Annotated in this window: 20 protein-coding genes; 8 read left to right on the top strand and 12 right to left on the bottom strand. The window is 72.3% G+C overall.

The window, feature by feature from the left end; all coding sequences use genetic code 11:
- The first annotated feature begins 80 nt into the window (after positions 1 to 80).
- Complete coding sequence (locus ABT354_RS23630) at positions 81 to 1,475, top strand: aldehyde dehydrogenase family protein (RefSeq protein ID WP_351497008.1); 1,395 nt, start codon at positions 81 to 83, stop codon at positions 1,473 to 1,475.
- Between the two features lie 165 nt (positions 1,476 to 1,640).
- Complete coding sequence (locus ABT354_RS23625) at positions 1,641 to 2,297, top strand: TetR/AcrR family transcriptional regulator (protein WP_351497006.1); 657 nt, start codon at positions 1,641 to 1,643, stop codon at positions 2,295 to 2,297.
- 79 nt (positions 2,298 to 2,376) lie between these two features.
- On the opposite strand, the gene ABT354_RS23620 is transcribed toward ABT354_RS23625, so the two are convergent.
- Positions 2,377 to 2,838, bottom strand: coding sequence for a MaoC family dehydratase (locus ABT354_RS23620; RefSeq protein ID WP_351497004.1), 462 nt, complete (start codon positions 2,836 to 2,838; stop codon positions 2,377 to 2,379).
- Between the two features lie 86 nt (positions 2,839 to 2,924).
- On the opposite strand from ABT354_RS23620, the gene soxR reads away from it, so the two are divergent.
- Positions 2,925 to 3,446, top strand: coding sequence for a redox-sensitive transcriptional activator SoxR (gene soxR / locus ABT354_RS23615; protein WP_502983487.1), 522 nt, complete (start codon positions 2,925 to 2,927; stop codon positions 3,444 to 3,446).
- Between the two features lie 163 nt (positions 3,447 to 3,609).
- Here the strand turns inward: soxR and ABT354_RS23610 are convergent, their stop codons facing one another.
- From ABT354_RS23610 to ABT354_RS23595, 4 genes are all read right to left on the bottom strand, one after another.
- The gene (locus ABT354_RS23610) at positions 3,610 to 4,221 is read right to left on the bottom strand and encodes a hypothetical protein (protein WP_351497000.1); all 612 of its coding nucleotides are present in this window, start codon (positions 4,219 to 4,221) and stop codon (positions 3,610 to 3,612) included.
- Positions 4,222 to 4,389: 168 nt separating this feature from the next.
- A complete protein-coding gene (locus ABT354_RS23605; protein ID WP_351496998.1) occupies positions 4,390 to 5,727 on the bottom strand; it encodes a lipase family protein in 1,338 nt (445 codons plus the stop codon).
- A gap of 144 nt (positions 5,728 to 5,871) precedes the next feature.
- Positions 5,872 to 7,287, bottom strand: coding sequence for an erythromycin esterase family protein (locus tag ABT354_RS23600; protein WP_351496996.1), 1,416 nt, complete (start codon positions 7,285 to 7,287; stop codon positions 5,872 to 5,874).
- A 136-nt stretch (positions 7,288 to 7,423) separates the two neighbouring features.
- On the bottom strand, positions 7,424 to 8,698 hold the full coding sequence (locus tag ABT354_RS23595; RefSeq protein WP_351496994.1) for an exo-beta-N-acetylmuramidase NamZ family protein: 1,275 nt from the start codon (positions 8,696 to 8,698) through the stop codon (positions 7,424 to 7,426).
- A 231-nt stretch (positions 8,699 to 8,929) separates the two neighbouring features.
- On the opposite strand from ABT354_RS23595, the gene ABT354_RS23590 reads away from it, so the two are divergent.
- A complete protein-coding gene (locus tag ABT354_RS23590; protein ID WP_351496992.1) occupies positions 8,930 to 9,712 on the top strand; it encodes an SDR family oxidoreductase in 783 nt (260 codons plus the stop codon).
- Between the two features lie 196 nt (positions 9,713 to 9,908).
- On the top strand, positions 9,909 to 10,502 hold the full coding sequence (locus ABT354_RS23585) for a TetR/AcrR family transcriptional regulator (protein ID WP_351496989.1): 594 nt from the start codon (positions 9,909 to 9,911) through the stop codon (positions 10,500 to 10,502).
- A 76-nt stretch (positions 10,503 to 10,578) separates the two neighbouring features.
- Here the strand turns inward: ABT354_RS23585 and ABT354_RS23580 are convergent, their stop codons facing one another.
- From ABT354_RS23580 to ABT354_RS23560, 5 genes are all read right to left on the bottom strand, one after another.
- Positions 10,579 to 11,793: an acyl-CoA dehydrogenase family protein gene (locus ABT354_RS23580; protein WP_351496987.1), complete on the bottom strand. Its 1,215-nt coding sequence runs from the start codon at positions 11,791 to 11,793 to the stop codon at positions 10,579 to 10,581.
- A 9-nt stretch (positions 11,794 to 11,802) separates the two neighbouring features.
- The gene (locus tag ABT354_RS23575) at positions 11,803 to 12,825 is read right to left on the bottom strand and encodes a phosphotransferase family protein (protein WP_351496985.1); all 1,023 of its coding nucleotides are present in this window, start codon (positions 12,823 to 12,825) and stop codon (positions 11,803 to 11,805) included.
- Between the two features lie 193 nt (positions 12,826 to 13,018).
- On the bottom strand, positions 13,019 to 13,417 hold the full coding sequence (locus tag ABT354_RS23570; RefSeq protein ID WP_351496983.1) for a DUF202 domain-containing protein: 399 nt from the start codon (positions 13,415 to 13,417) through the stop codon (positions 13,019 to 13,021).
- Complete coding sequence (locus ABT354_RS23565) at positions 13,414 to 13,812, bottom strand: YidH family protein (protein ID WP_351496981.1); 399 nt, start codon at positions 13,810 to 13,812, stop codon at positions 13,414 to 13,416. The genes ABT354_RS23570 and ABT354_RS23565 overlap by 4 nt, the downstream gene beginning before the upstream one ends.
- Positions 13,813 to 13,847: 35 nt before the next feature.
- The gene (locus tag ABT354_RS23560; protein ID WP_351496979.1) at positions 13,848 to 14,366 is read right to left on the bottom strand and encodes an NUDIX hydrolase; all 519 of its coding nucleotides are present in this window, start codon (positions 14,364 to 14,366) and stop codon (positions 13,848 to 13,850) included.
- A gap of 179 nt (positions 14,367 to 14,545) precedes the next feature.
- On the opposite strand from ABT354_RS23560, the gene ABT354_RS23555 reads away from it, so the two are divergent.
- A complete protein-coding gene (locus ABT354_RS23555; protein WP_351496977.1) occupies positions 14,546 to 16,201 on the top strand; it encodes an FAD-binding dehydrogenase in 1,656 nt (551 codons plus the stop codon).
- Positions 16,202 to 16,274: 73 nt separating this feature from the next.
- Here ABT354_RS23555 and ABT354_RS23550 read toward each other — a convergent pair whose 3' ends face one another.
- Positions 16,275 to 17,672 carry a GntT/GntP/DsdX family permease gene (locus tag ABT354_RS23550; RefSeq protein ID WP_351496975.1) on the bottom strand — a complete coding sequence of 466 codons (1,398 nt, stop codon included), beginning with the start codon at positions 17,670 to 17,672 and terminating at the stop codon, positions 16,275 to 16,277.
- A gap of 54 nt (positions 17,673 to 17,726) precedes the next feature.
- The gene (locus tag ABT354_RS23545) at positions 17,727 to 18,269 is read right to left on the bottom strand and encodes a gluconokinase (RefSeq protein WP_351496972.1); all 543 of its coding nucleotides are present in this window, start codon (positions 18,267 to 18,269) and stop codon (positions 17,727 to 17,729) included.
- Between the two features lie 164 nt (positions 18,270 to 18,433).
- Here ABT354_RS23545 and ABT354_RS23540 point away from each other — a divergent pair, with 164 nt between their 5' ends.
- Complete coding sequence (locus ABT354_RS23540; protein ID WP_351496970.1) at positions 18,434 to 19,147, top strand: FadR/GntR family transcriptional regulator; 714 nt, start codon at positions 18,434 to 18,436, stop codon at positions 19,145 to 19,147.
- A gap of 413 nt (positions 19,148 to 19,560) precedes the next feature.
- Entirely contained in the window at positions 19,561 to 21,030 is a 1,470-nt protein-coding gene (locus ABT354_RS23535; protein ID WP_351496968.1) for an amino acid permease, read from the top strand.
- The last annotated feature ends 68 nt before the right edge of the window (positions 21,031 to 21,098 follow it).

Raw genomic sequence — 21,098 nt, 5'->3', positions numbered from 1 at the left:
AGCCGTACGGGTGAAGCACCACCCCGTCAGCGGTCAGCGGCCAGCGGTCACCGGTCGGCGGAGTTCCAGGAGGAGTCGCGTTGAACCCCCACAACGGGATGTACATCGGTGGAGCGTGGCGCCCCGCCGCCACCGGCGACACCATCGAGGTGGTCGACCCCGTCACCGAGGAGGTCATCGCCGAGGTCCCGGCGGGCACCGCCGAGGACATCGACGCGGCGGTACGGGCCGCCCGCGCCGCCCTGCCCGGCTGGGCGTCGACCCCGCCCGCGGCACGGGCCGCCGGGATCGCCGCGCTCCGGGACGTCCTCGCGGCCCGCGCGGACACCATCGCCGCCACCATCACCGCCGAGCTGGGCGCCCCGCCCGCCCTCGCCCGCCAGGTCCACGCGGGGCTCCCGGTGACCATCGCCGGGTCCTACGCCGAACTGGCGGCCGGCTTCGCCTTCGAGGAGCGCGTCGGCAACTCCACGGTGCTGCTGGAACCGGTCGGTGTGGTCGCCGCCATCACCCCGTGGAACTATCCGCTGCACCAGGTGGTGGCCAAGGTGGCGCCCGCGCTCGCCGCCGGGTGCACCGTGGTCGTCAAGCCCGCCGAGAACACCCCGCTGACCGCCCAGCGCTTCGCCGAGGCCGTCCACGAGGCGGGGCTGCCCGCCGGGGTGGTCAATGTGGTGACCGGCACCGGCCCGGTCGCCGGTGCGGCGCTCGCCGCCCACGACGGTGTGGACCTGGTCTCCTTCACCGGCTCCACCGCCGTCGGCCGGCAGATCGGCGCCCTCGCCGGGGGAGCGGTCAAGCGGGTGGCGCTGGAGCTGGGCGGCAAGTCCGCCAATGTGATCCTGCCCGGCGCCGATCTCGCCCGCGCGGTCACCACCGGGGTCGCCCGGGTGATGTTCAACTCCGGGCAGAGCTGCAACGCGTGGAGCCGGATGCTGGTCCACCGGGAGCGGTACGAGGAGGCCGTCCGGCTGGCCGCCGGGGCCGCCGCCGGACACCCGCCGGGCGAGGGCATCGGGCCGCTGGTCAGCGCCCGGCAGCGGGACCGGGTCCGGGGCCTGATCGAGCAGGGGATCGCTGAGGGCGCCCGGCTGGTCACCGGCGGACCCGAGGCGCCCCGGGAGAAGGGGTACTACGTCAGCCCCACGGTCTTCGCCGATGTCACCCCGGGGATGACCATCGCCCAGGAGGAGATCTTCGGTCCGGTGGTGGCGGTGCTGCCGTACGAGGACACCGAGGACGCGCTGCGGATCGCCAATGACACGGTGTACGGGCTCGCGGGCGCGGTCTGGGCGGCCGACGAGGCCGAGGCGGTCGCCTTCGCCCGGCGGATGGAGACCGGACAGGTCGACATCAACGGCGGCCGGTTCAACCCGCTGGCCCCCTTCGGCGGCTACAAGCAGTCGGGTGTCGGGCGTGAGCTGGGCGAACACGGGCTGCGGGAGTATCTTCAGACCAAGTCGCTCCAGTTCTGACGGTTTCCGGTCCCGGCGCTCACCGGCGCCCGGTGCCTTTCGATCCGGCGGGGACCCCGCCGGATCCCCGCCGGGCGGTCCACCCGCCCGGCGGATCGCACATCTAAGCGCTTGCTCACCTGCCGGGGTATGGTGTTCCCCCTGGTAGCAGGAGAGAGGCGGGCCATGAACACGGCCGACGAAAGAATCGGCGACGAGGCCCCCTGGGCCGAGGTCGCGCCGGAGGCGGCGAGAAAGCTGCTGGTCGCGGCCGTCGAGGCGTTCGCCGAGCGCGGCTATCACGCGACGACCACCCGGGACATCGCGGGCCGCGCCGGTATGAGCCCCGCCGCGCTCTACATCCACTACAAGACCAAGGAAGAGCTGCTCCACCGGATCAGCAGGATCGGCCACGACCGCGCCCTGGAGGTGCTGTCCACCGCCGCCGAGCGCCCCGGCACCCCCGGCGAGCGGCTGGCCGACGCCGTCAGCTCCTTCGTCCGCTGGCACGCGGGCCGCCATGACACCGCCCGGGTGGTCCAGTACGAGCTGGACGCGCTCTCCCCGGAGCACCGGGCCGAGATCGTGGAGCTGCGCCGCCGCAGCGGCGCCGTGGTCCGGGGCATCCTCCACGACGGTGTGGAGACGGGCGAGTTCGATGTGCCGGATCTGCCCGGGACCACCCTGGCCGTGCTCTCGCTCTGCATCGATGTGGCCCGCTGGTTCAACATCCGGGGGCGGCGCACCCCGGAGGAGGTCGGCGCGCTCTACGCCGATCTGGTCCTGCGGATGGTCACCGGGGGAGCCGGCGCGGCGCCGGGGGCACCGGCCCGGAAGCCGTAACGGCAGTCGGGAGCGGCGGCCGGATCCGGAAGCGGTAGCGGCGCCGGAAGCGGTAGCGGGGTCGGAGGCGGGTACGGGGTCAGAAGTAGTAGCGGGAGACCGACTCGGCCACACAGACCGGTTTGGTGCCGCCCTCGCGCTCCACCGTGACCACCGCGGTGACCTGCACTCCGCCACCCGTCTCCACCACATTCGCGATCACCGCCGTGGCCCGCAGCCGGGACCCCACCGGCACCGGGGCGGGGAAGCGCACCTTGTCCGTACCGTAGTTGAGCCCCATCCTCAGGCCCTCGACCCGCAGCACCTGCGGCACCAGCGCGGGGAGCAGGGAGAGCGTCAGATAGCCATGGGCGACGGTCGCCCCGAACGGCCCGGCGGCGGCCCGCTCCGGGTCCACATGGATCCACTGGTGGTCGCCGGTCGCCTCGGCGAAGAGGTCGATCCGCTTCTGGTCGATCTCCAGCCAGTCGCTGTAGCCGAGCGGTTCGCCGATCGCGGCGCGCAGTTCTCCGGCGGAAGTGAAGATCCTCGGTTCGGCCATCTCACCCATCCCTGTCCTCCGGCGCGGCCCCGCGACGCCCACGGGCCTTCCCCGGACGCCCGCTCGGCGCTGAGCGCTTGCTCAGCATGGTGAAAGGGCGGGCGGCTGTCAACGACGGACCCAGTAGGGTGGACGGGGTGTCCGAGACTCCCGAGCAGAGCCATGAACTGACCGTAGGTCAGCTGTCCGCGCGCAGTGGCGCGGCCGTCTCAGCCCTGCACTTCTACGAGGCCAAGGGGCTCATCAAGAGCCGCCGCACCAGTGGGAACCAGCGCCGCTACGCCCGGGACGCCCTGCGCCGGGTGGCCTTTGTCCGGGCCGCGCAGCGGGTCGGCATCCCGCTCGCCACCATCCGGGACGCCCTGACGGAGCTGCCCGAGGAGCGGACGCCCGACCGGGACGACTGGGCCCGGCTCTCCCACACCTGGCGTACCGAGCTGGACGACCGGATCAAGCAGCTGCACCGGCTGCGGGACCATCTCACCGACTGCATCGGCTGCGGCTGTCTCTCCCTGGAGACCTGTGTCCTCTCCAACCCGGAGGACGCCTTCGGCCGTCGGATGGCGGGCTCCCGGCTGCTGCCGGTCCGCTATCAGGACGAGGACTGATCTCCGCGCCCGGCCGCCACGGCTGATCTCCATGGCTGATCTCCGCGCCTGACTTCCGCGCCCGGCCTTCACGGGTGGACGGCCTCCTGGGGCCGGGGCGGCCCGCCCCCGTACTCATCCGGGCCACCGCCTCCACCGGGGCGCCGTTCGCCCCGGTCCGTTCTCAGGCCGCCGACGCCAGGGCGTTCCGGGTGGCCCGCTTGGCCGCCGCGACCGTCTCCGGGGTGAGCGCCGGGCGGGGCACCACGATGCCGCAGCCCGTGCAGACCGGCCCGTTCCACGGCTCGTCCGTCAGATCCCGCCGCCACACGATCACGGTGGCCGCGCAGACGGGGCAGTGGGCGGCGGGCTCCCGCTCCAGCGCCTCGATCAGCCGGCTCAGCACCTCGTCCAGCGGGGCCGAGGGGTGGGCGTGCGGGCGGTCGCACCGTGCCACGCCATTGCCGCCCCGGGCGCGCCGGTGCCACTCGTCCTCGGCGGAGAGCCGTCGCAGCCCGTCGTACTTCTCCCGGCGGCGCCGGTCCGCGAAGCGCTCCTCATAGGCGAGCCAGACGGCCCGCGCGCGCTCCAGTTCATCGAGTGCGGCCACCAGCCGCTCAGGGTCGGGGGACCTGTCCTCGGGATGGATCCTGTGCCGGGAGCACAGATGGTCCCAGGTCGCCCGGTGCCCATAGGGGGCGAAACGCTCCAGACACTTCCGCAGCGAGTAGCGCCGTAGCGCCATGTCGCACCGTGTGTCCCGGACCTGTCTCGCGAGACTCCGAAAACCGGCCATCGCTCTGCCACCTCCGTCGCTGGTACATCGGCGTTACCGCTTGGACGTACGGGTGCCCGTTCCGGCTCCATCGAAGTGTGATGATGAGGAAAAGGTGACGTGCAGATGTCCTGTACACGAAACTGACGGTCGGTGATGTCCGTGGGGGACGGGGGTCCCGCGGTCCGCTCAGTGCCCCATCCGGCCCGCCGCCACCACCACCCGGGCCAGCTCCCGATGGCAGATGTCGTTGTGCGCCCCGGACGGGGGCCCACCGCGCCGTACCACCGACGCCGTGTCCACGCTCACACATCCCGAGCCCGGCATCCCCGAGCCCAGCGCCTCCTCCAGGGTCAGCCGGACCGAGGGCGAGGAGACCGCGCGGAGCCCGTCGTGCCCCACCGCCCACCAGCGCCGGTCCTGGCCGCCGAGGCCGTTCCGCTCGTCCCGCGCCAGCCGGGAGGCGAGCGGGTACAGCACCCCGAGGGCGCTGTCGTACCGCGAGTAGCAGGCCACCACCGGCCCGTCGACCCGGTCCTCCATCGCCCGCAGCGCCCCGGACTTCTGGGCCGCGTGGGGCAGGCTCGCGGCGAAGGCGTAGTGCGAGAAGGCTCCCTGGAGGAAGGTCACCGACTTCACGTTCCGTGCTCCGTCGGGCAGTCCGCGCAGGGCGAAGGCGACCAGCCGGGCGCCCTGGCTGTGGCCCACGAGATGGACCCTGGTCCCCGGGCGGCTGCGGGCCAGCTGTCCCAGCAGGGGGCCGAGCCCCAGCTCGCCGACGGCCCCCGCGCGGCGCTTGAGCGCGTAGTACGTGGTCTGGCGGAGCAGCTCCTTCGCCCCCCGCCACAGCCGGTCCGCCGCCGCACCGGTCTCCCCGGCCGGGCGGGCGCTCTCCAGCGCCGCCGTGAACTCCCGGCAGAGGGTGAGGGTGTCCTCGTATAGCAGTGCGGGTGGCCCCTGCTCGTCCTGGGGCAGGTCCTGGCCGAAGCAGCTGCCGAGACCGCCCGGCGGGGTCTCCGCCAGATTCCGGGCCAGCCGCCCGAACTCATGGAACGCCCCCTCGGCCCGGGGCCGCCGCTCCAGCAGCGCGGCGAGCCGGGCGACCGTCCCCTCATGGCCGGGGAACAGCCCCTGGAGCGCCAGCCGGGTCCCCGGGTCCAGCGCGATCCGCCCGTCCTCCGGTACCGCGCCTGGTGGACGGACCGCTCCCGTCCCCGGCTCCGGGAGCGGTCCCCGCGGACCCGGCGGATCCGGCGGTACGACGAGCGGCGGCGCCGGTTCGTCGGTGAACCGCATCGACGGCCAGACGATCCCGGCGTACGCCATCCGGACCCCCGTCCCCAGCAGCCCGGGGAAGGGCGCGAAGAACGCCGAGAACAGCCGGGCCGCCTCGGTGGGGGAGTTGTTCCGGTCATGGGCGAACATCACCAGATCGGTGCAGTCCAGCCCGAGCAGCCGGGCGCGTTCCGCCCGGTCGGCCTCACCCTCCTCATCGAAGGTGATGTCCTGATAGGGCCCTACGCTCATCCCCGGCATGGTGCCCCCTCCCCCGATACGTCCGCATCTGTCAGAAGGATCCTGCCTCGGGGGCGCCACAGCCATACCTGGGATGGCTTGTTCTCGTCAGAGTCGTCAGAGTTGTCGGGGTCGTCGGGGTCGTCGGGGACCCGGTCAGCCGCGCCGGTCCGTCGGAGCACCGCCGGCGGGCGGCAGCAGCCGGGAGGCGGTCACCCGGCGGAGATGGATCAGGATGTCGTACCCGGTGGCGAGCCGGGCCGGACGGGCCCGCTCCGGCCAGGAGTTGCCGATGCTCCACACCGGCCGGTACGTGTTCAGCCACTCCCGCGCGGGCGCCGGAACGGTCCGCAGATCGAGATAGTGGTCCTGCCGGGCCACCCGCTCCAGCGTCTCCTCGGCGCTGCCCGGCTCCGGGCCCCGGATCGAGAACTCCCGCAGCGGCTCCGCCGGGTCCGTCAGATCCATCGCGTGGAACGACCCCCGGCCGAAGGTGAACCCGACGCTCACATAGCGGTCCCCGACCATCTCCCGCAGAAACGCGCCCTGGAGCTTCGGATACCGCTCGGGGTCGACCGTCTCGTACCCCACATGCCCGTTGTGCGCGGAGAGCAGGACCCGCCCACCGGTCCTCCGCTGCCACCACACCGTGTTCTCGGCCATCACCCGGTCGCGGTAGCGCATCATGGGCCCGGTCTGCGCCGGGTCGAAGTAGTCGTACGCGTAGAACCCGCCGACCTGTGCGATGGCGCGGGCGTGCCGGCGTACCCAGGAGTGCCGCTCCGGGTCGGCCCCGTCCGGCCGCCGCTCGATCAGGGCCGCCACCGCCGCCAGGTCGTCCCGCATCCGGTGGCGCTCCGCCAGCGGGGCGGCGAGGAGCCCGCTCACGGTCTCCGCCACGGTCCCGGTCGGCCGCCAGGGCCGGTACCGCTCCCGTACCTCGGCGAGCAGCCCCGGCCGGTGGTCGGCGACATAGCGGGTCACGGTGTCGAAGAGCGCGGCGCTCGCGTAGGAGCAGTCATTGCCCATGAACCGCACGGGGTGGCGCGGATGCCGCAGATTGTGCTCCCGCATCCAGCGGATCAGATCCCGGTACTCCCGGGTGTTCCAGAGGGTGTACGAGCTCTGGAACTCCTCGCGCATGATCTGTTCGAGGTCGCCCCGGCCGTGCACGACATAGTCGTCGAGGCGGACCCCCGTACTCCAGTTGGCTTCCAGGGCGAAGGTGGTGAAGCCCGCTCGCTCCACGAGGTGTTCGAGGATCCGGTGCTTGACGCGGAAGAACTCGCCGGAGCCATGGGTGGCTTCGCCGAGGCCCACGATGGACGCCCCGCGGATCATCCGTTCCAGCGGGCGCAGCTCGGTGAGCGGGTGCGCCGCCCGTGCCAGCGCGGGTACGGGGTCGGCGGGGGCGGGCCGGGTGTCCGGGGGAGCGGATGCCGGGCCGGTCGGGGGGTGTCGGCGTTGCCGGGCGGCGGCGGGGGATGCCACCGCCCCGGAGGCGAGCAGGGTGGTGAGGGCGAGCGCGGTCAGCCGTCGTCGTCCCAGCGGTGCGGTTGTCGGGAAGTCCATGGCTCCAGGCTGGCGCGGGCGCGGGGACGCCACCATCCGGTGGCCCCCCTGCCACCGGGTGGGGGACACCCCCGGGACGCCCTCGGGCACACCGCCGGGACCCTCCCGTGCCCCCGACACCCCCGGGTGGCCGGGCTCAGTAGCGCAGATAGCGCCGTCGCAGCCGGCGGAACGCGGCCAGTTCCGGCTGCCACGACGCCACCACCGCGTCGGTGTCCGCGCCCGCGTCGATCAGGGCGCGGACCCGCCCGGAGCCGGTCAGCCGGTCGATCCACCGCCCGTCCTGGGTCCAGCCGAAGCCGCTCCAGCTCCGCCGGGCCGTCACCAGCAGCCCGATACCGGTCCGTACCGGATCGAAGGCCTCCCGGTCGTGGACATGGAGCTGCACCCCGCCCACGGTCTGCCCGGTGAACTTGGAGAAGGTGGGGGCGAAGTACGCCTCGCGGAAGCGCACCCCGGGCAGCTCCAGCGCGTTCGCCGCCGCGGCCCAGCGGTGGTCGATCCCGGGCGCGCCCAGCAGCTCGAACGGCCGGGTGGTGCCCCGGCCCTCGGAGAGGGTGGTTCCCTCGAAGAGGCAGGTCCCCGCGTAGACCAGGGCCGTGTCGGGGGTGGGCATATTGGGGCTCGGCGGCACCCAGGGCAGCCCGGTGGAGTCCTGGAAGTCGCCGCGCCGCCACCCCGACATCCGGACCGTCTCCAGCTCCACCGGCCGCTCCCGCAGAAACTCCGCGTTGAAGAGCAGGGCCAGTTCGGCGACGGTCATGCCATGGGTCTGGGGGATCGGTTCCAGACCCACGAAGGAGGCGTACGCCGGGTCGAGCACCGGTCCCAGCGCTCGGCGGCCGGTGATCGGATTGGGCCGGTCCAGTACGACGAATCGTTTCCCCGCGAGCGCCGCCGAGCGCATGCAGTCGTACAGCGTCCAGATATAGGTGTAGAAGCGGGCGCCCACATCCTGGATGTCGAAGACCAGGGTGTCCACGCCCGAAGCGGTGAAGACATCGGCGAGCCGCTGCCCGCTGAGCCGGTAGGTGTCGAAGACCGGCAGCCCGGTGGCCGGATCGTCGTACCGCCCCTCGGAGCCGCCCGCCTGGGCGGTGCCCCGGAAGCCGTGCTCGGGCCCGAAGACGGCGATGAGGTCGACCCGGTCGTCGGCGTGCATCACATCCACGATGTGCCGCAGCTCGGCGGTGACCCCGGTGGGGTTGGTGATCACGCCCACCCGCTCCCCGGCCAGCGGGGCGTATCCGGCGGCGGCGAGCCGGTCGAAGCCGGTGCGCACCCGCCGGGCCCCCGCCCTCCCGAGCCGCTCCGCTTCTGTGGCTTCCCCGGCGGCGGCGGAGGGGGTGCCCGCCGCCAGTGCCCCCATCGCTCCCGTGGCGGCCAGCAGCCCCCGTCTGGACAGGCTCATCCGATCCCCTTCCGGCCGGAACGGTCCGTCATGGCGCGTCGGCGATGCGTACGTCGGCGAGGCGTACGTCGGTGATGTGTACGTCGGCGAGGCGTACGTTAGCGCCACGCGGGGCCCGGGGGAACGATCCGGACGGCGCGATCCGCTCTGTCCAGGGTCATACCGACCGGTTAGTATGTGCCTGATCGCGTCGGGGCGGGACGCCGGCCGAACACGGACAAGGGGAGAGCGATGGACGAGGTCAAGGGCGCGGGAGTGGTCGTCACCGGAGCGGGCGGCGGGATCGGTGCCGCACTCGCCCGCCGGTTCGCGGCGGAGGCCGCCAGGGTCGTCGTCAACGACCTCGACCCCGGCAAGGCGCGGGCCGTCGCCTCCGCCATCGGCGCCACGGCGGTCCCCGGCGACGCCTCCGCCGTCATCGCCGACGCCCGTGAGGCACTCGGCGGCACCGTCGACATCTACTGCGCCAACGCCGGACTCGCCTCCCCCGGCGACGCCTTCGCCGACGAGGAGGTCTGGGCCGCCGCCTGGGACGTCAATGTGATGGCCCATGTCCGCGCGGCCCGCGCGCTGCTCCCCGACTGGCTGGAGCGCGGCACCGGCCGCTTCGTCTCCACCGTCTCCGCCGCCGGGCTGCTCACCATGATCGGCGCGGCCCCGTACAGCGTCTCCAAGCACGGCGCCCTCGCCTTCGCCGAATGGCTCTCCCTCACCTACCGCCACCGCGGACTGAAGGTGCACGCCATCTGCCCGCAGGGGGTCCGCACCGACATGCTCACCGCCGCGGGCTCCGCCGGGGAGCTGGTCCTCGCCCCCACCGCCATCGAGCCGGACACCGTCGCGGACGCCCTCTTCGAGGGCATCGCCGCCGACCGCTTCCTGATCCTGCCCCACCCCGAGGTCGCCGGTTTCGCCCGCAACCGGGCCACCGACCCCGAGCGCTGGCTCGATGGGATGAACGGCCTCCAGCAGGCCTGGGAGACGGGTCCCGGGCACGGCACCCCCCGCGATTAGTGGGAAGATCCTCGGAACGGAACCGGTGCCTCCTGGAACCGCGCCCCCCGCGCGGCCGTCAGAATCGTCACGGACAGCACAGACGTCACGGACAGCACGCGGCCGTCGCGGACCGCGCGGACCGCGCGGACCGCGCGGACCGCACGGACGGCACCGGACATCACGGAGCAGAGCGAACGAGAGGTTGGTGGCGGCCATGGCCAGGACGACGGACGGGGACGACACCCCGGTGCCGAGCAGACTGCTCGCCGCCGCCACCCGCCTCTTCGCCGAACAGGGCTACGACCGCACCTCGGTCCAGGAGATCGTGGAGGCCGCCGGGGTCACCAAGGGCGCCCTCTACCACTACTTCGGCTCCAAGGAGGACCTCCTCCACGAGGTCTACGCCCGGGTGCTGAGGGTCCAGCAGGAGCGGCTCGACGCCTATGCCGACGCGGACGAGCCGGTCGAGGTCCGGCTGCGCGCCGCCGCCGCCGATGTCGTCGTCACCACCATCGACAACCTCGACGACGCCTCGATCTTCTTCCGCTCCATGCACCATCTGAGCCCGGAGAAGCACAAGCAGGTACGGGCGGAGCGCCGGCGCTACCACGAACGCTTCCGCGCCCTGATCGAGGAGGGCCGGCGGGCGGGGGTCTTCTCCACCGCCACCCCCGCGGACCTCGTCGTGGACTACCACTTCGGCTCGGTCCACCATCTCTCCACCTGGTACCGGCCCAACGGGCCGCTCACCAAGCGCGAGGTCGCCGACCACCTCGCCGATCTGCTGATGCGGGCGCTGCGCCCCTGATCCACCGGACCGCCGGACCGGACCCGCCCAGGGGTCCGGTCCGGCGGTCACCGCTGTATCGGAAGGGCTGCCGTGGTCACCGATGGCGGTCCAGCTCACGGCGGGCCAGCGAGCGCTGGTGCACCTCGTCCGGGCCGTCCGCCAGCCGCAGGGTCCGCGCCGACGCCCACAGCTCCGCCAGCGGGAAGTCCTGGCTCACCCCGCCGGCCCCATGGATCTGCACCGCCCGGTCCAGGATCTCCTGCACCGCCCGGGGCGTGGCGATCTTGATGGCCTGGATCTCCGTATGGGCCCCCTTGTTGCCCACGGTGTCCATCAGCCATGCCGTCTTCAGCACCAGCAGCCGCAGTTGCTCCACCGTCACCCGGGAGTCCGCGATCCAGTTCCGGACCACCCCCTGGTCGGCGAGGGGCGTGCCGAACGCCGTCCGGTCGAGCGCCCGGCGGCACATCAGCTCGATCGCCCGCTCGGCCATCCCGATCAGCCGCATGCAGTGGTGGATCCGCCCCGGCCCCAGCCGCGCCTGGGCGATGGCGAACCCCCCGCCCTCCTCCCCGATCAGATGGGAGACCGGCACCCGGACATCCTCGAAGACCACCTCCGCGTGCCCGCCGTGCGCATGGTCCTCGTACCCGTACACCCGCATCGCGCGGCGCACCGTCACCCCGGGGGTGTCCACCGGGACCAGCACCATCGACTGCTGGCGGCGGCGGTCGGCGGCGTCCGGGTCGGTCTTGCCCATCACGATGAGGATCCGGCACTCCGGGTTCATCGCCCCCGAGATGTACCACTTGCGGCCATTGATGAGGTACTCGTCGCCGCGCCGCTCGATCCGGGTACGGATATTGGTCGCGTCCGAGGAGGCCACCTCCGGCTCGGTCATCGCGAACGCCGACCGGATCTCCCCGGCGAGCAGCGGCTCCAGCCACTCCTTGCGCTGCCAGGCGTCACCGAAGTGCGCCAGCACCTCCATGTTCCCGGTGTCCGGCGCGGCGCAGTTCAGCGCGGTGGGGGCGAGCTGCGGGCTGCGGCCGGTGATCTCGGCGAGCGGCGCGTACTGGAGATTGGTCAGCCCCGCCCCGTACTCCGGGTCGGGGAGGAAGAGGTTCCACAGCCCCCGCCGCCGCGCCTCGGCCTTCAGCTCCGCCACCACCCGGGGGGTGTCCCACGGTGACGCCAGCCGCTGCCGCTGTTCCTCGGCGATCTCCTCGGCCGGGTGGACCCGTTCGTCCATGAAGGCGAGCAGGCGCTCCCGCAGCTCCTCGGTGCGCGCGTCGTATGCGAAGTCCATGGGTGGGGTTCAGCCTTCCTGGAGTGTGGTGAGGCCGTGCTCGATGAAGACGGGGACGACGGCGCCGATCCGGTCGAAGCCCTCGCCGACGGTCTGTCCGAGGGTGTAGCGGTAGTGGATGCCCTCCAGGATCACGGCCAGCTTGAACCAGGCGAAGGCCGTGTACCAGGAGATCGCGGAGGTGTCCCGGCCGGACCGGGCGGCGTACCGCTCGATCAGCTCCGCCACGGGCGGATGGCCCGCCGACCCCGCCGTACCGCCGATCGGGGAGCCGGGCAGCTCGGCCGGGGTGCTGTACATCGCCAGCAGCCCCAGATCGGTCAGGGGGTCGCCGAGGGTGGACATCTCCCAGTCGAGGACGGCCGTGATCCGGTCGTCCGGGCCGACCAGGGCGTTGTCGAGCCGGTAGTCGCCATGGACGACGGCGGGCGCGGGGGAGGAGGGCAGTGCCCGGCCGAGCGCGGTGTGCAGCTCCTCGATCCCCGGCAGCTCCCGGCTGCGGGAGGCGGCGAGTTGCTTGCCCCAGCGCCTGAGCTGCCGGTCGAGAAAGCCCTCGGGTCGGCCGAAGTCGCCGAGGCCGACCGCGTCCGGGTCCACGGAGTGCAGCTCGACCAGGGTGTCCACCAGCCCGAGCACCACCTGGCGGGTGCGGTCGGGGCCGAGCGGGATCAGCTCCTCGGCCCGGCGGTAGGGGGTGCCGGGGACGAAGTCCATCACATAGAACGGGGCCCCGATGACCGTTTCGTCCTCGCAGAGCAGGACCGCCGTGGGCACCGGGACGGCCGTGGACTCCAGGGCGCTGATGACCCGGTGCTCCCGGCGCATGTCATGGGCGGTGGCGAGGACATGGCCCAGCGGCGGCCTGCGGACCACCCAGCGCCGGGCCCCATCGGTGACGCGATAGGTGAGATTGGACCGGCCGCCCTCGATCAGCCGGGCGTTCAGCGGTCCGCTCACCAGACCGGGGCGGACCCGGTCGAGATGGCCGCGCAGCCTCTCGGGGTCGAGACCGGGCGGGGCGACTGGGCTCATCGGGGCTCCTCCGAGGGGCGACAGGGGGCTGTGCGGGGAACGGGGGTGCGGTGCCCCGCTTATGATGACCGACCAGTCGGTATGTCGTCCAGTGGGTACGGGAGCCTCCGCCGACGCGCGGGAAAACCTCAGGTGGGAAGGGGTGTTACGGGGGTACGGGCGACGCCGCCGCCAGGCCGGGGGCCGTCGTGGGTCAGACGATCATCGTCATCGCGAGCGCCGCCAGGGCCAGCGTGCACGCCGCCGCCGCGCGCGCCTCCCAGGGGCCGAGCAGCGGGGGCACCGGACCGCCGCCCAGGACCCGGATCCTGCGGTGCGCCAGCGCCAGCAGGGCCAGCCACACCAGGGCCCCGGCGGCCAGGGCGACCGTGCCCCGGGTCCCTTCGCCGCCGGTCATCAGCGCCTGGCGGACGGCGAGCACGCCCACCACGGTGAAGGCCAGGGTGGTCCGGCGCCAGGCGAGGCGGGTCCGCTCGGGCTGGAGCCCCGGATCGCGTACCGGCCGTTCCGCCGCAGGGCCGTCGGAGCCCGGACCCCCGGAGCCCGGACCTGCGGATTCCGGAGCCTTGGCCGGCCCCGGGCCGTCGGTCACCGCCCGCCCTCCCAGCCGAAGAGCACCACGACCACCATCGCCACCGCGACCGCCGCTGTCACCAGCCCCAGCAGCACCGGGAAGCGGGAGACCGGCAGATCCTCGCCGCGCCGCATCGCCCGTTCGCACCGCACCCAGTGGTTCACCGCCCGCAGCGCGCACAGCACCCCGGCGCCCAGCAGCCCCAGCGCCAGACCCACCCGTACACCCCAGCGCAGATCGGGCAGGAACTGGTCCACGGCGAACCCTCCGCCGATGAGCGCCAGCGCCGTGCGCAGCCAGGCCAGGAAGGTGCGCTCATTGGCGAGCGAGAAACGGTAGTCGGGCGTCTTTCCCTCCGCCCGCACCCGGTCGGGCGCGAACCACAGCCGCAGGCTCCGCGCGAAGTCGCTCACCTTTCGCACCCTACCCGCGCGGAACGATCAGATGATCAGTGGCCGTACTCGGTCAGCAGCCGGTACGCGGCCAGCCCGTCCGGGACCCACTCGCCGTGCGCCGTCTCCTCCGCGAGCCGCCGCTCCAGCTCCGCGCGGGGCAGAAACGCGTACCAGTCGACCTCCTCGGGCTGGGGCCGTACCGGAAGATCCCAGCGCACCTGGTAGACCGCCGACCACCAGGACATGCCCTCGCCGTCGTAGCGGAAGCGGAACAGCGGTGTGGGCTGCGGCAGCCCGCTGACGCCCAACTCCTCGCCCGCCTCGCGCAGCGCCGCCCCGTCATAGCTCTCGCCCGCGCCGACGACACCGCCGGTGAACATGTCGTACCGCGAGGGGAAGACCAGCTTCCCCGGGGTCCTGCGGTGGACGAAGATCTCCCCGGCCGCATTGGTCACCAGGACGAACACACAGCGGTGGCAGAGCCCCCGCGCGTAGACCTCGCCCCGGGGCGCCTGACCGATCACCCGGTCGGACGCGTCCACGACATCGAGCAGTTCCTCGGCGGCTCCCATGCCACCCCGCCTTCCCCCGGGCGGTGCCTCCCGGTGATCCGACTCGGTCCGGGGCGTTGACGGGTTACCGGACCGTACGGAAGATCGGACCGGTCGCCGTCACCGCCGGCCGCCCCACCGGACGGGCGCCCGGTCGCCCGCCGATCGTCCCACCCTCCGCGCCGACAAGGATGGTTGCCATGGCGTACGACGCTGATGTGATCGTGATCGGGGCCGGTCTCGCCGGTCTGGTGGCCACGGCCGAACTGGCCGCCGCCGGGCGCAAGGTCGTCCTGCTCGACCAGGAGCCGGAGGCCTCCCTCGGCGGGCAGGCCCACTGGTCCTTCGGCGGGCTCTTCCTGGTGGACTCGCCCGAGCAGCGGCGGCTGCGCATCCGGGACAGCAGGGAGCTGGCGCTCCAGGACTGGCTCGGCACCGCCGCCTTCGACCGGTCCGAGGACCACTGGCCCCGCCGCTGGGCCGAGGCGTATGTCGACTTCGCCGCCGGGGAGAAGCGGGCCTGGCTGCACCGGCGCGGCGTGCGGTTCTTCCCCGTCGTCGGCTGGGCCGAGCGCGGTGGGTACGGTGCGCGCGGCCATGGCAACTCCGTCCCCCGCTTCCACATCACCTGGGGGACCGGGCCTGGGCTGGTCGCCCCCTTCGCCCGGCAGGTGCGCGAGGCCGCCGCCCGGGGCCTGGTCGAGCTGCGCTTCCGCCACCGGGTCACCGGTCTGGGCACCACCGGGGGCGCCGTCGACACCGTCTGCGGGGAGATCCTGGAGCCCTCCACCGCCGAACGGGGCACCGCGAGCAGCCGCGAGGTCGCGGGCGCCTTCGAGCTGCGGGCCCCGGCGGTGATCGTCGCGTCGGGCGGTATCGGCGGCAATCAGGAGCTGGTACGGGCCCACTGGCCGGAGCGTCTCGGCACCCCGCCGCGCCGGCTGCTCAGCGGGGTCCCGGCCCATGTCGACGGGTTGCTGCTGGGGGTCGCGGAGCGGGCGGGCGCCAGCCGGATCAACGGCGACCGGATGTGGCACTACACCGAGGGCATCGGGAACTGGGACCCGGTGTGGGAGCGGCACGGCATCCGGATCCTGCCCGGTCCGTCCTCGCTCTGGCTGGACGCGCGGGGGCGGCGGCTGCCGGTCCCGCTCTTCCCCGGCTTCGACACCCTGGGCACCCTGGAGCACATCATGCGCTCCGGCCATGACCACACCTGGTTCGTCCTCAACCAGCGGATCATCGGGAAGGAGTTCGCGCTGTCGGGCTCCGAGCAGAATCCGGATCTGACCGGGAAGTCGGTCCGGGGGGTGGTCGAGCGGGCCCGTACCGCCGTACCGGGGCCGGTGCGCGCCTTCATGGAGCACGGCGCGGACTTCGTCGTGGCGCGGGATCTCCCGGCCCTGGTGCGCGGGATGAACGAGCGCACCGGGGAGGGGCTGATCGACGAGGCGGAGCTGCGCGGTGAGATCACCGCCCGGGACCGGGAGATCCGCAACCCCTTCACCAAGGACCTCCAGGTGACGGCGATCCGGGGGGCGCGCAACTATCTGGGCGACCGGCTGGTCCGTACGGTCGCGCCGCACCGGATCCTGGACCCGAAGGCGGGGCCGCTGATCGCGGTGCGGCTGGGGATCCTCACCCGTAAGACCCTGGGCGGGCTGGAGACCGATCTCTCCGCACGGGTCCTCGACGACGGGGGCGAGGTGCTGCCGGGGCTGTACGCGGCGGGCGAGGCGGCGGGGTTCGGCGGGGGAGGGATGCACGGGTACCGCTCGCTGGAGGGCACCTTCCTCGGCGGCTGTGTCTTCTCCGGGCGGGCGGCGGGCCGGGCCGCCGCGCGTGCCGTGGCCTGAGCCGCCGGGGGGTACGGGTAAGGGCGGGCGGTCCGCTGGGGACCGCCCGCCCTTACCCGTACCGCCGCTGTCGCTACAGCACCAGCGAGAGCAGCAGCACGAAGACGATGCCGACCACCGAGATGATGGTCTCCATCACCGACCAGGTCTTGAGCGTCTGGCCGACCGTCATGCCGAAGTACTCCTTCACCAGCCAGAAGCCCGCGTCATTGACATGGCTGAAGAAGAGCGAACCGGCACCGATCGCCAGCACCAGCAGCGCCGACTCGGTCGAGGACATCCCGGCCGCCAGCGGGGCGACCAGACCGGCGGCGGAGATCGTCGCGACCGTCGCCGAGCCGGTGGCCAGCCGGATCGCCACCGCGATCAGCCAGGCGAGCAGCAGGGTCGGTATCGACCAGTTCTCGGAGATGTCCAGGATCATCTGGCCCACGCCGACATCGATCAGCGTCTGCTTGAAGCCACCGCCGGCGCCGACGATCATCAGCACACCCGCGATCGGGGCGAGCGACTTCTCGACGGTGGAGGCGAGGCGGTCCTTGGTGAAGCCCGCCGCGCGGCCCAGCGTGAACAGACCCACGAGCACCGCCGCCAGCAGCGCGATCATCGGGGAGCCGATGACATCGGTGACCTTCTGCACCGGGTTCTCGGGGTCGTCGACGACGATCTCGACCAGGGCGTTGGCGAGCATCAGCACGACCGGCAGCATCACCGTGAAGACGGTGGCGCCGAAGCCGGGGCGGTGCTCCAGGTCCTCGGAGGGGCGCGCCGGGATCATCTTCTCCGGGGCCGGGATGTCCACCCAGCGGGCCGCGTACTTGGCGAAGACCGGACCGGCGATGATCACGGTGGGGATGGAGACCAGCACACCGAGGCCGAGGGTGATGCCGAGGTTGGCGTCGAGGGCGTCGATCGCGACCAGCGGGCCGGGGTGCGGGGGCACCAGGCCGTGCATCACCGAGAGACCGGCGAGGGCGGGGATGCCGATCCGCATCAGCGAGTAGTTGCCGCGCTTGGCGACCATCAGCACCACCGGGATCAGCAGCACGATGCCGACCTCGAAGAAGAGCGGCAGACCGATCACCGAGGCGATCAGCACCATCGCCCAGGGCATGGTCCGGCCATTGGCCTTGGCGAGGATGGTGTCCACGATCTGGTCGCCGCCGCCGGAGTCGGCGAGCAGCTTGCCGAGGATCGCGCCCAGCGCGATCAGGACGCCCACGCCGGCGACGGTCGAGCCGAGGCCCTTGGAGAAGGACTCGATGGCCTTGCCGAGCGGCGCCCCGGCGAAGGCGCCCAGCGCCAGCGACCCGATGGTCAGCGCCAGGAAGGCGTGCAGCTTGAACTTGGTGATGAGCAGGACGATGACGGCGATGCCCGCGAGGACGGCAAAGCCGAGCTGGGCGTTGCCGGCCGAGGTGATCGGCGCTACGGCGTCCGCTGCCAGCATCTCGACGCTGAGACTGGTCACGGTGGTTCCTTGGTGAGTGGTGCGATGGGGGTGGGGGCGGGCCGGGGCCCGGTGCTACGTCTGGCTCTCGGTCCGGTCCCGATCCCGGTCCCGGTCGTGGCCGTGCAGGGCGGTGACCGCCCGCGCGGCGATCTCCTCGGGGGTGCCGGAGACATCGACGGCGAAGCCCGCCTCGTCCTGACCCAGCGGCTGGAGGGTGGCGAACTGCGAGTCGAGCAGCGCGGTGGGCATGAAGTGCCCGGTCCGCTCCGACATCCGGCGCTCGATCAGTACGCGGTCCCCGGTGAGGTGGAGGAAGACGGCGTGCGGTGCGGCGGCCCGCAGCCGGTCCCGGTAGGACCGCTTGAGGGCGGAGCTGGAGACCACGCCGCCGAGTCCCGCCCGGCCGTGGGCCCACTCGCCGATGGCGTCCAGCCACGGCCAGCGGTCGTCGTCGTCCAGCGGGGTCCCCGACGACATCTTGGCGATGTTCGCCGGGGGGTGGAAGTCGTCGCCCTCGGCGTAGGGAACGCCCAGGGCCTCGGCGAGCAGGGGGCCGACCGTGGTCTTGCCGGTCCCTGCCACGCCCATCACCACGACGACGTGAGGGGTGCTCATCTGGATGCCTCGCTGTTTCCGTCCCACCGGCGCCGACCACGGTGTCGACACCGGCCTGTCGCGCTACTGAAACCTATTAGGTACGACTTATTCAAGAGGGTGAGATCTAAACGTCATACTTTTTCTTGGACGGATGGCCGATGGGCGCCCCGTACCCTTGATCCATGACGACAGCGGGACCGGGCCTCCATGAACAGGTGCTCGACACCCTGGGCCTCGCGATCACCGCGGGTGAGTACCCCCGGGGCAGCGTGGTGCGCACCGACGAGATCGCCCAGCGCTTCGAGGTCTCCCGCACCGTGGTCCGTGAGGTGGTCCGGGTCCTGGAGTCGATGCGGCTGGTCGAGTCGCGCCGCCGGGTCGGGGTCACGGTCCGCGCCATCGAGGAGTGGAACGTCTACGACCCCCGGGTCATCGGCTGGCGGCTCGCCGGGGCGGACCGGCCCCGGCAGCTGCGCTCCCTGACCGTGCTGCGCTCCGCCATCGAGCCGGTCGCCGCCGGGCTCGCCGCCCGCAACGCCACCCCCGAGCAGTGCGCCGAGCTGACCGCGTGCGCCCTCGGCATGGTCGCCACCTCGCGCGGCCAGCGGCTGGAGGAGTACCTCGGGCATGACATCGCCTTCCACCGGGTGATCCTCACCGCCTCCGGCAACGAGATGTTCGCCCGGCTCGGCGATGTGGTCGGCGCGATCCTCACCGGACGCACCCGGCACCAGGTGATGTTCGACGACCCGGACCCGGCGGCGGTGACCCTCCATGTGGAGGTGGCGCAGGCGGTACGGGAGGGCGACGCCGAGCGGGCCGAGCGCATCACCCGGGAGATCGCGGTGGGTGCCCTCGCCGAGCTGGATGTGCTCGCCCCCGACTCCACCTCCTGAGCCACCCGTACGCCCCCGCCTCCTGAGCCGCCGGTACACCCCCGCCTCCTGAGGCCTCTGAGCCGCCGGTACGCCCCTGCCTCCGGAGGCACCGGTACGCCCTCTGAGCTGCCGGTATGCCCCGACTCCGCGCCGTGCCCCGTACATCCCCGGCCCCCGGCACATCGTGAATGTCACATCCCGTACGGCACTCCCCTTGTCCCTCAAGGGGTCGGGCCCCCGCCGTCCCGGCCGGTGATCCGCAATGCGCGCAAGCCATGATTTACTGCGACGGTTTACTTTTCCCGGGCCTTGCTTTATCCGCCCGCAACCTCAGAAAGTCCTCAGATCTATGTCTGTGTGACCTTCAGCACTGCCAGAATCGCAGGGCTGCTGATGACCCTTGCACCACACACGAAGGCGACTCTCCCCCCATGAGCGAACGCACCAGCGCTGTCGAAGCGCCGATCACCGCTGCCACGGCGAAGAGTTCTTCGAGTTCTCCGCATGTGGACGCCGGTGACGCCGGTTACCGCAAGGACCTGAAGTCCCGCCATATCAACATGATCGCTATTGGCGGGGCGATCGGTACCGGTCTCTTCCTCGGTGCCGGCGGCCGGCTGGCCGACGCGGGCCCCTCGCTCGCCATCGCCTACGCCGTCTGCGGTGTCTTCGCCTTCTTCGTGGTCCGCGCCCTCGGTGAGCTGGTGCTCTACCGGCCGTCCTCCGGAGCCTTTGTCTCCTACGCCCGTGAGTTCATGGGCGAGAAGGGCGCGTACACGGCGGGCTGGCTGTATTTCCTCAACTGGTCCACCACCTGTATCGCGGACATCACCGCGGCGGCGACCTATGCGCACTTCTGGGCGATGTTCAGCGATATCCCGCAGTGGATCCTCGCGCTGATCGCCCTGGCCGTGGTCCTCACCGCCAATCTGATCTCGGTGAAGTACTTCGGCGAGATGGAGTTCTGGTTCGCGATCATCAAGGTGGCCGCCCTGGTCGCCTTTATGCTCGTGGGAATCTTCCTGCTGGTGACCCAGCAGGACATCGGCGGGCACACCCCCGGCTTCTCCACCGTCTCCGCCAATGACGGCATCTTCCCGATGGGCGCGCTGCCCATGCTTCTGGTGATCCAGGGTGTGGTCTTCGCCTATGCCTCGGTCGAGCTGTGCGGTGTCGCGGCGGGCGAGACCAAGGACCCCCACAAGGTCATGCCGGGCGCGATCAACTCGATCATGTGGCGGGTCGGTGTCTTCTACGTCGGCTCCGTGGTGCTCCTCGCGCTGCTGCTCCCGTACACCGCCTACACCGGCGACGAGAGCCCCTTTGTCACCGTCATGGACAAGCTGGGCGTCCCCGGCGCCGCCGGGGTGATGAACCTCGTGGTGCTGACCGCCGCGCTCTCCAGCCTCAACGCGGGTCTGTACTCCACCGCCCGCATCCTGCGCTCGATGGCCCTGGCGGGCTCCGCGCCCAAGTTCACCGGCCGGATGAACAAGGGCCAGGTGCCCTATGGCGGGGTGCTGCTCACGGCGGCCTTCGGCATCGGCGGCGTGGCGCTGAACTATGTGATGCCCGGTGAGGCGTTCGAGATCGTCCTCAACCTCGCCTCGATCGGCATCCTCGGCACCTGGGGCATGATCATGCTCTGCTCGCTGATCTTCTGGCACCGCTCCCGGGACGGCCGGGTCACCCGCCCCGCCTACCATCTGCCCTGGGCCCCGTATACCCAGATCGTCACCCTGATCTTCCTGGTCACCGTGCTGGTCCTGATGTGGTCGGGCGGCGGTGTGGGCCGGACGACGGTGATGTTCCTGCCGCTGATCGCCGCGGCGCTCGTCGGCGGCTGGTTCCTGGTGCGGAACCGGGTGACCGCCATCGCCGAGGGCGTCCGGAAGGACTGAGCCCGAGAGCTTCCGTACCCCGGGGGAGGCCCCCGCGACCGAGGTGTCGCGGGGGCCTCTGTCTCTTC

Source organism: Streptomyces sp. NPDC000594 (assembly GCF_040299965.1).
Classification (GTDB): domain Bacteria; phylum Actinomycetota; class Actinomycetes; order Streptomycetales; family Streptomycetaceae; genus Streptomyces.
The sequence above is the reverse complement of the archived record's forward strand: the minus strand, read 5'-3'. Positions and strand labels throughout refer to the sequence as shown.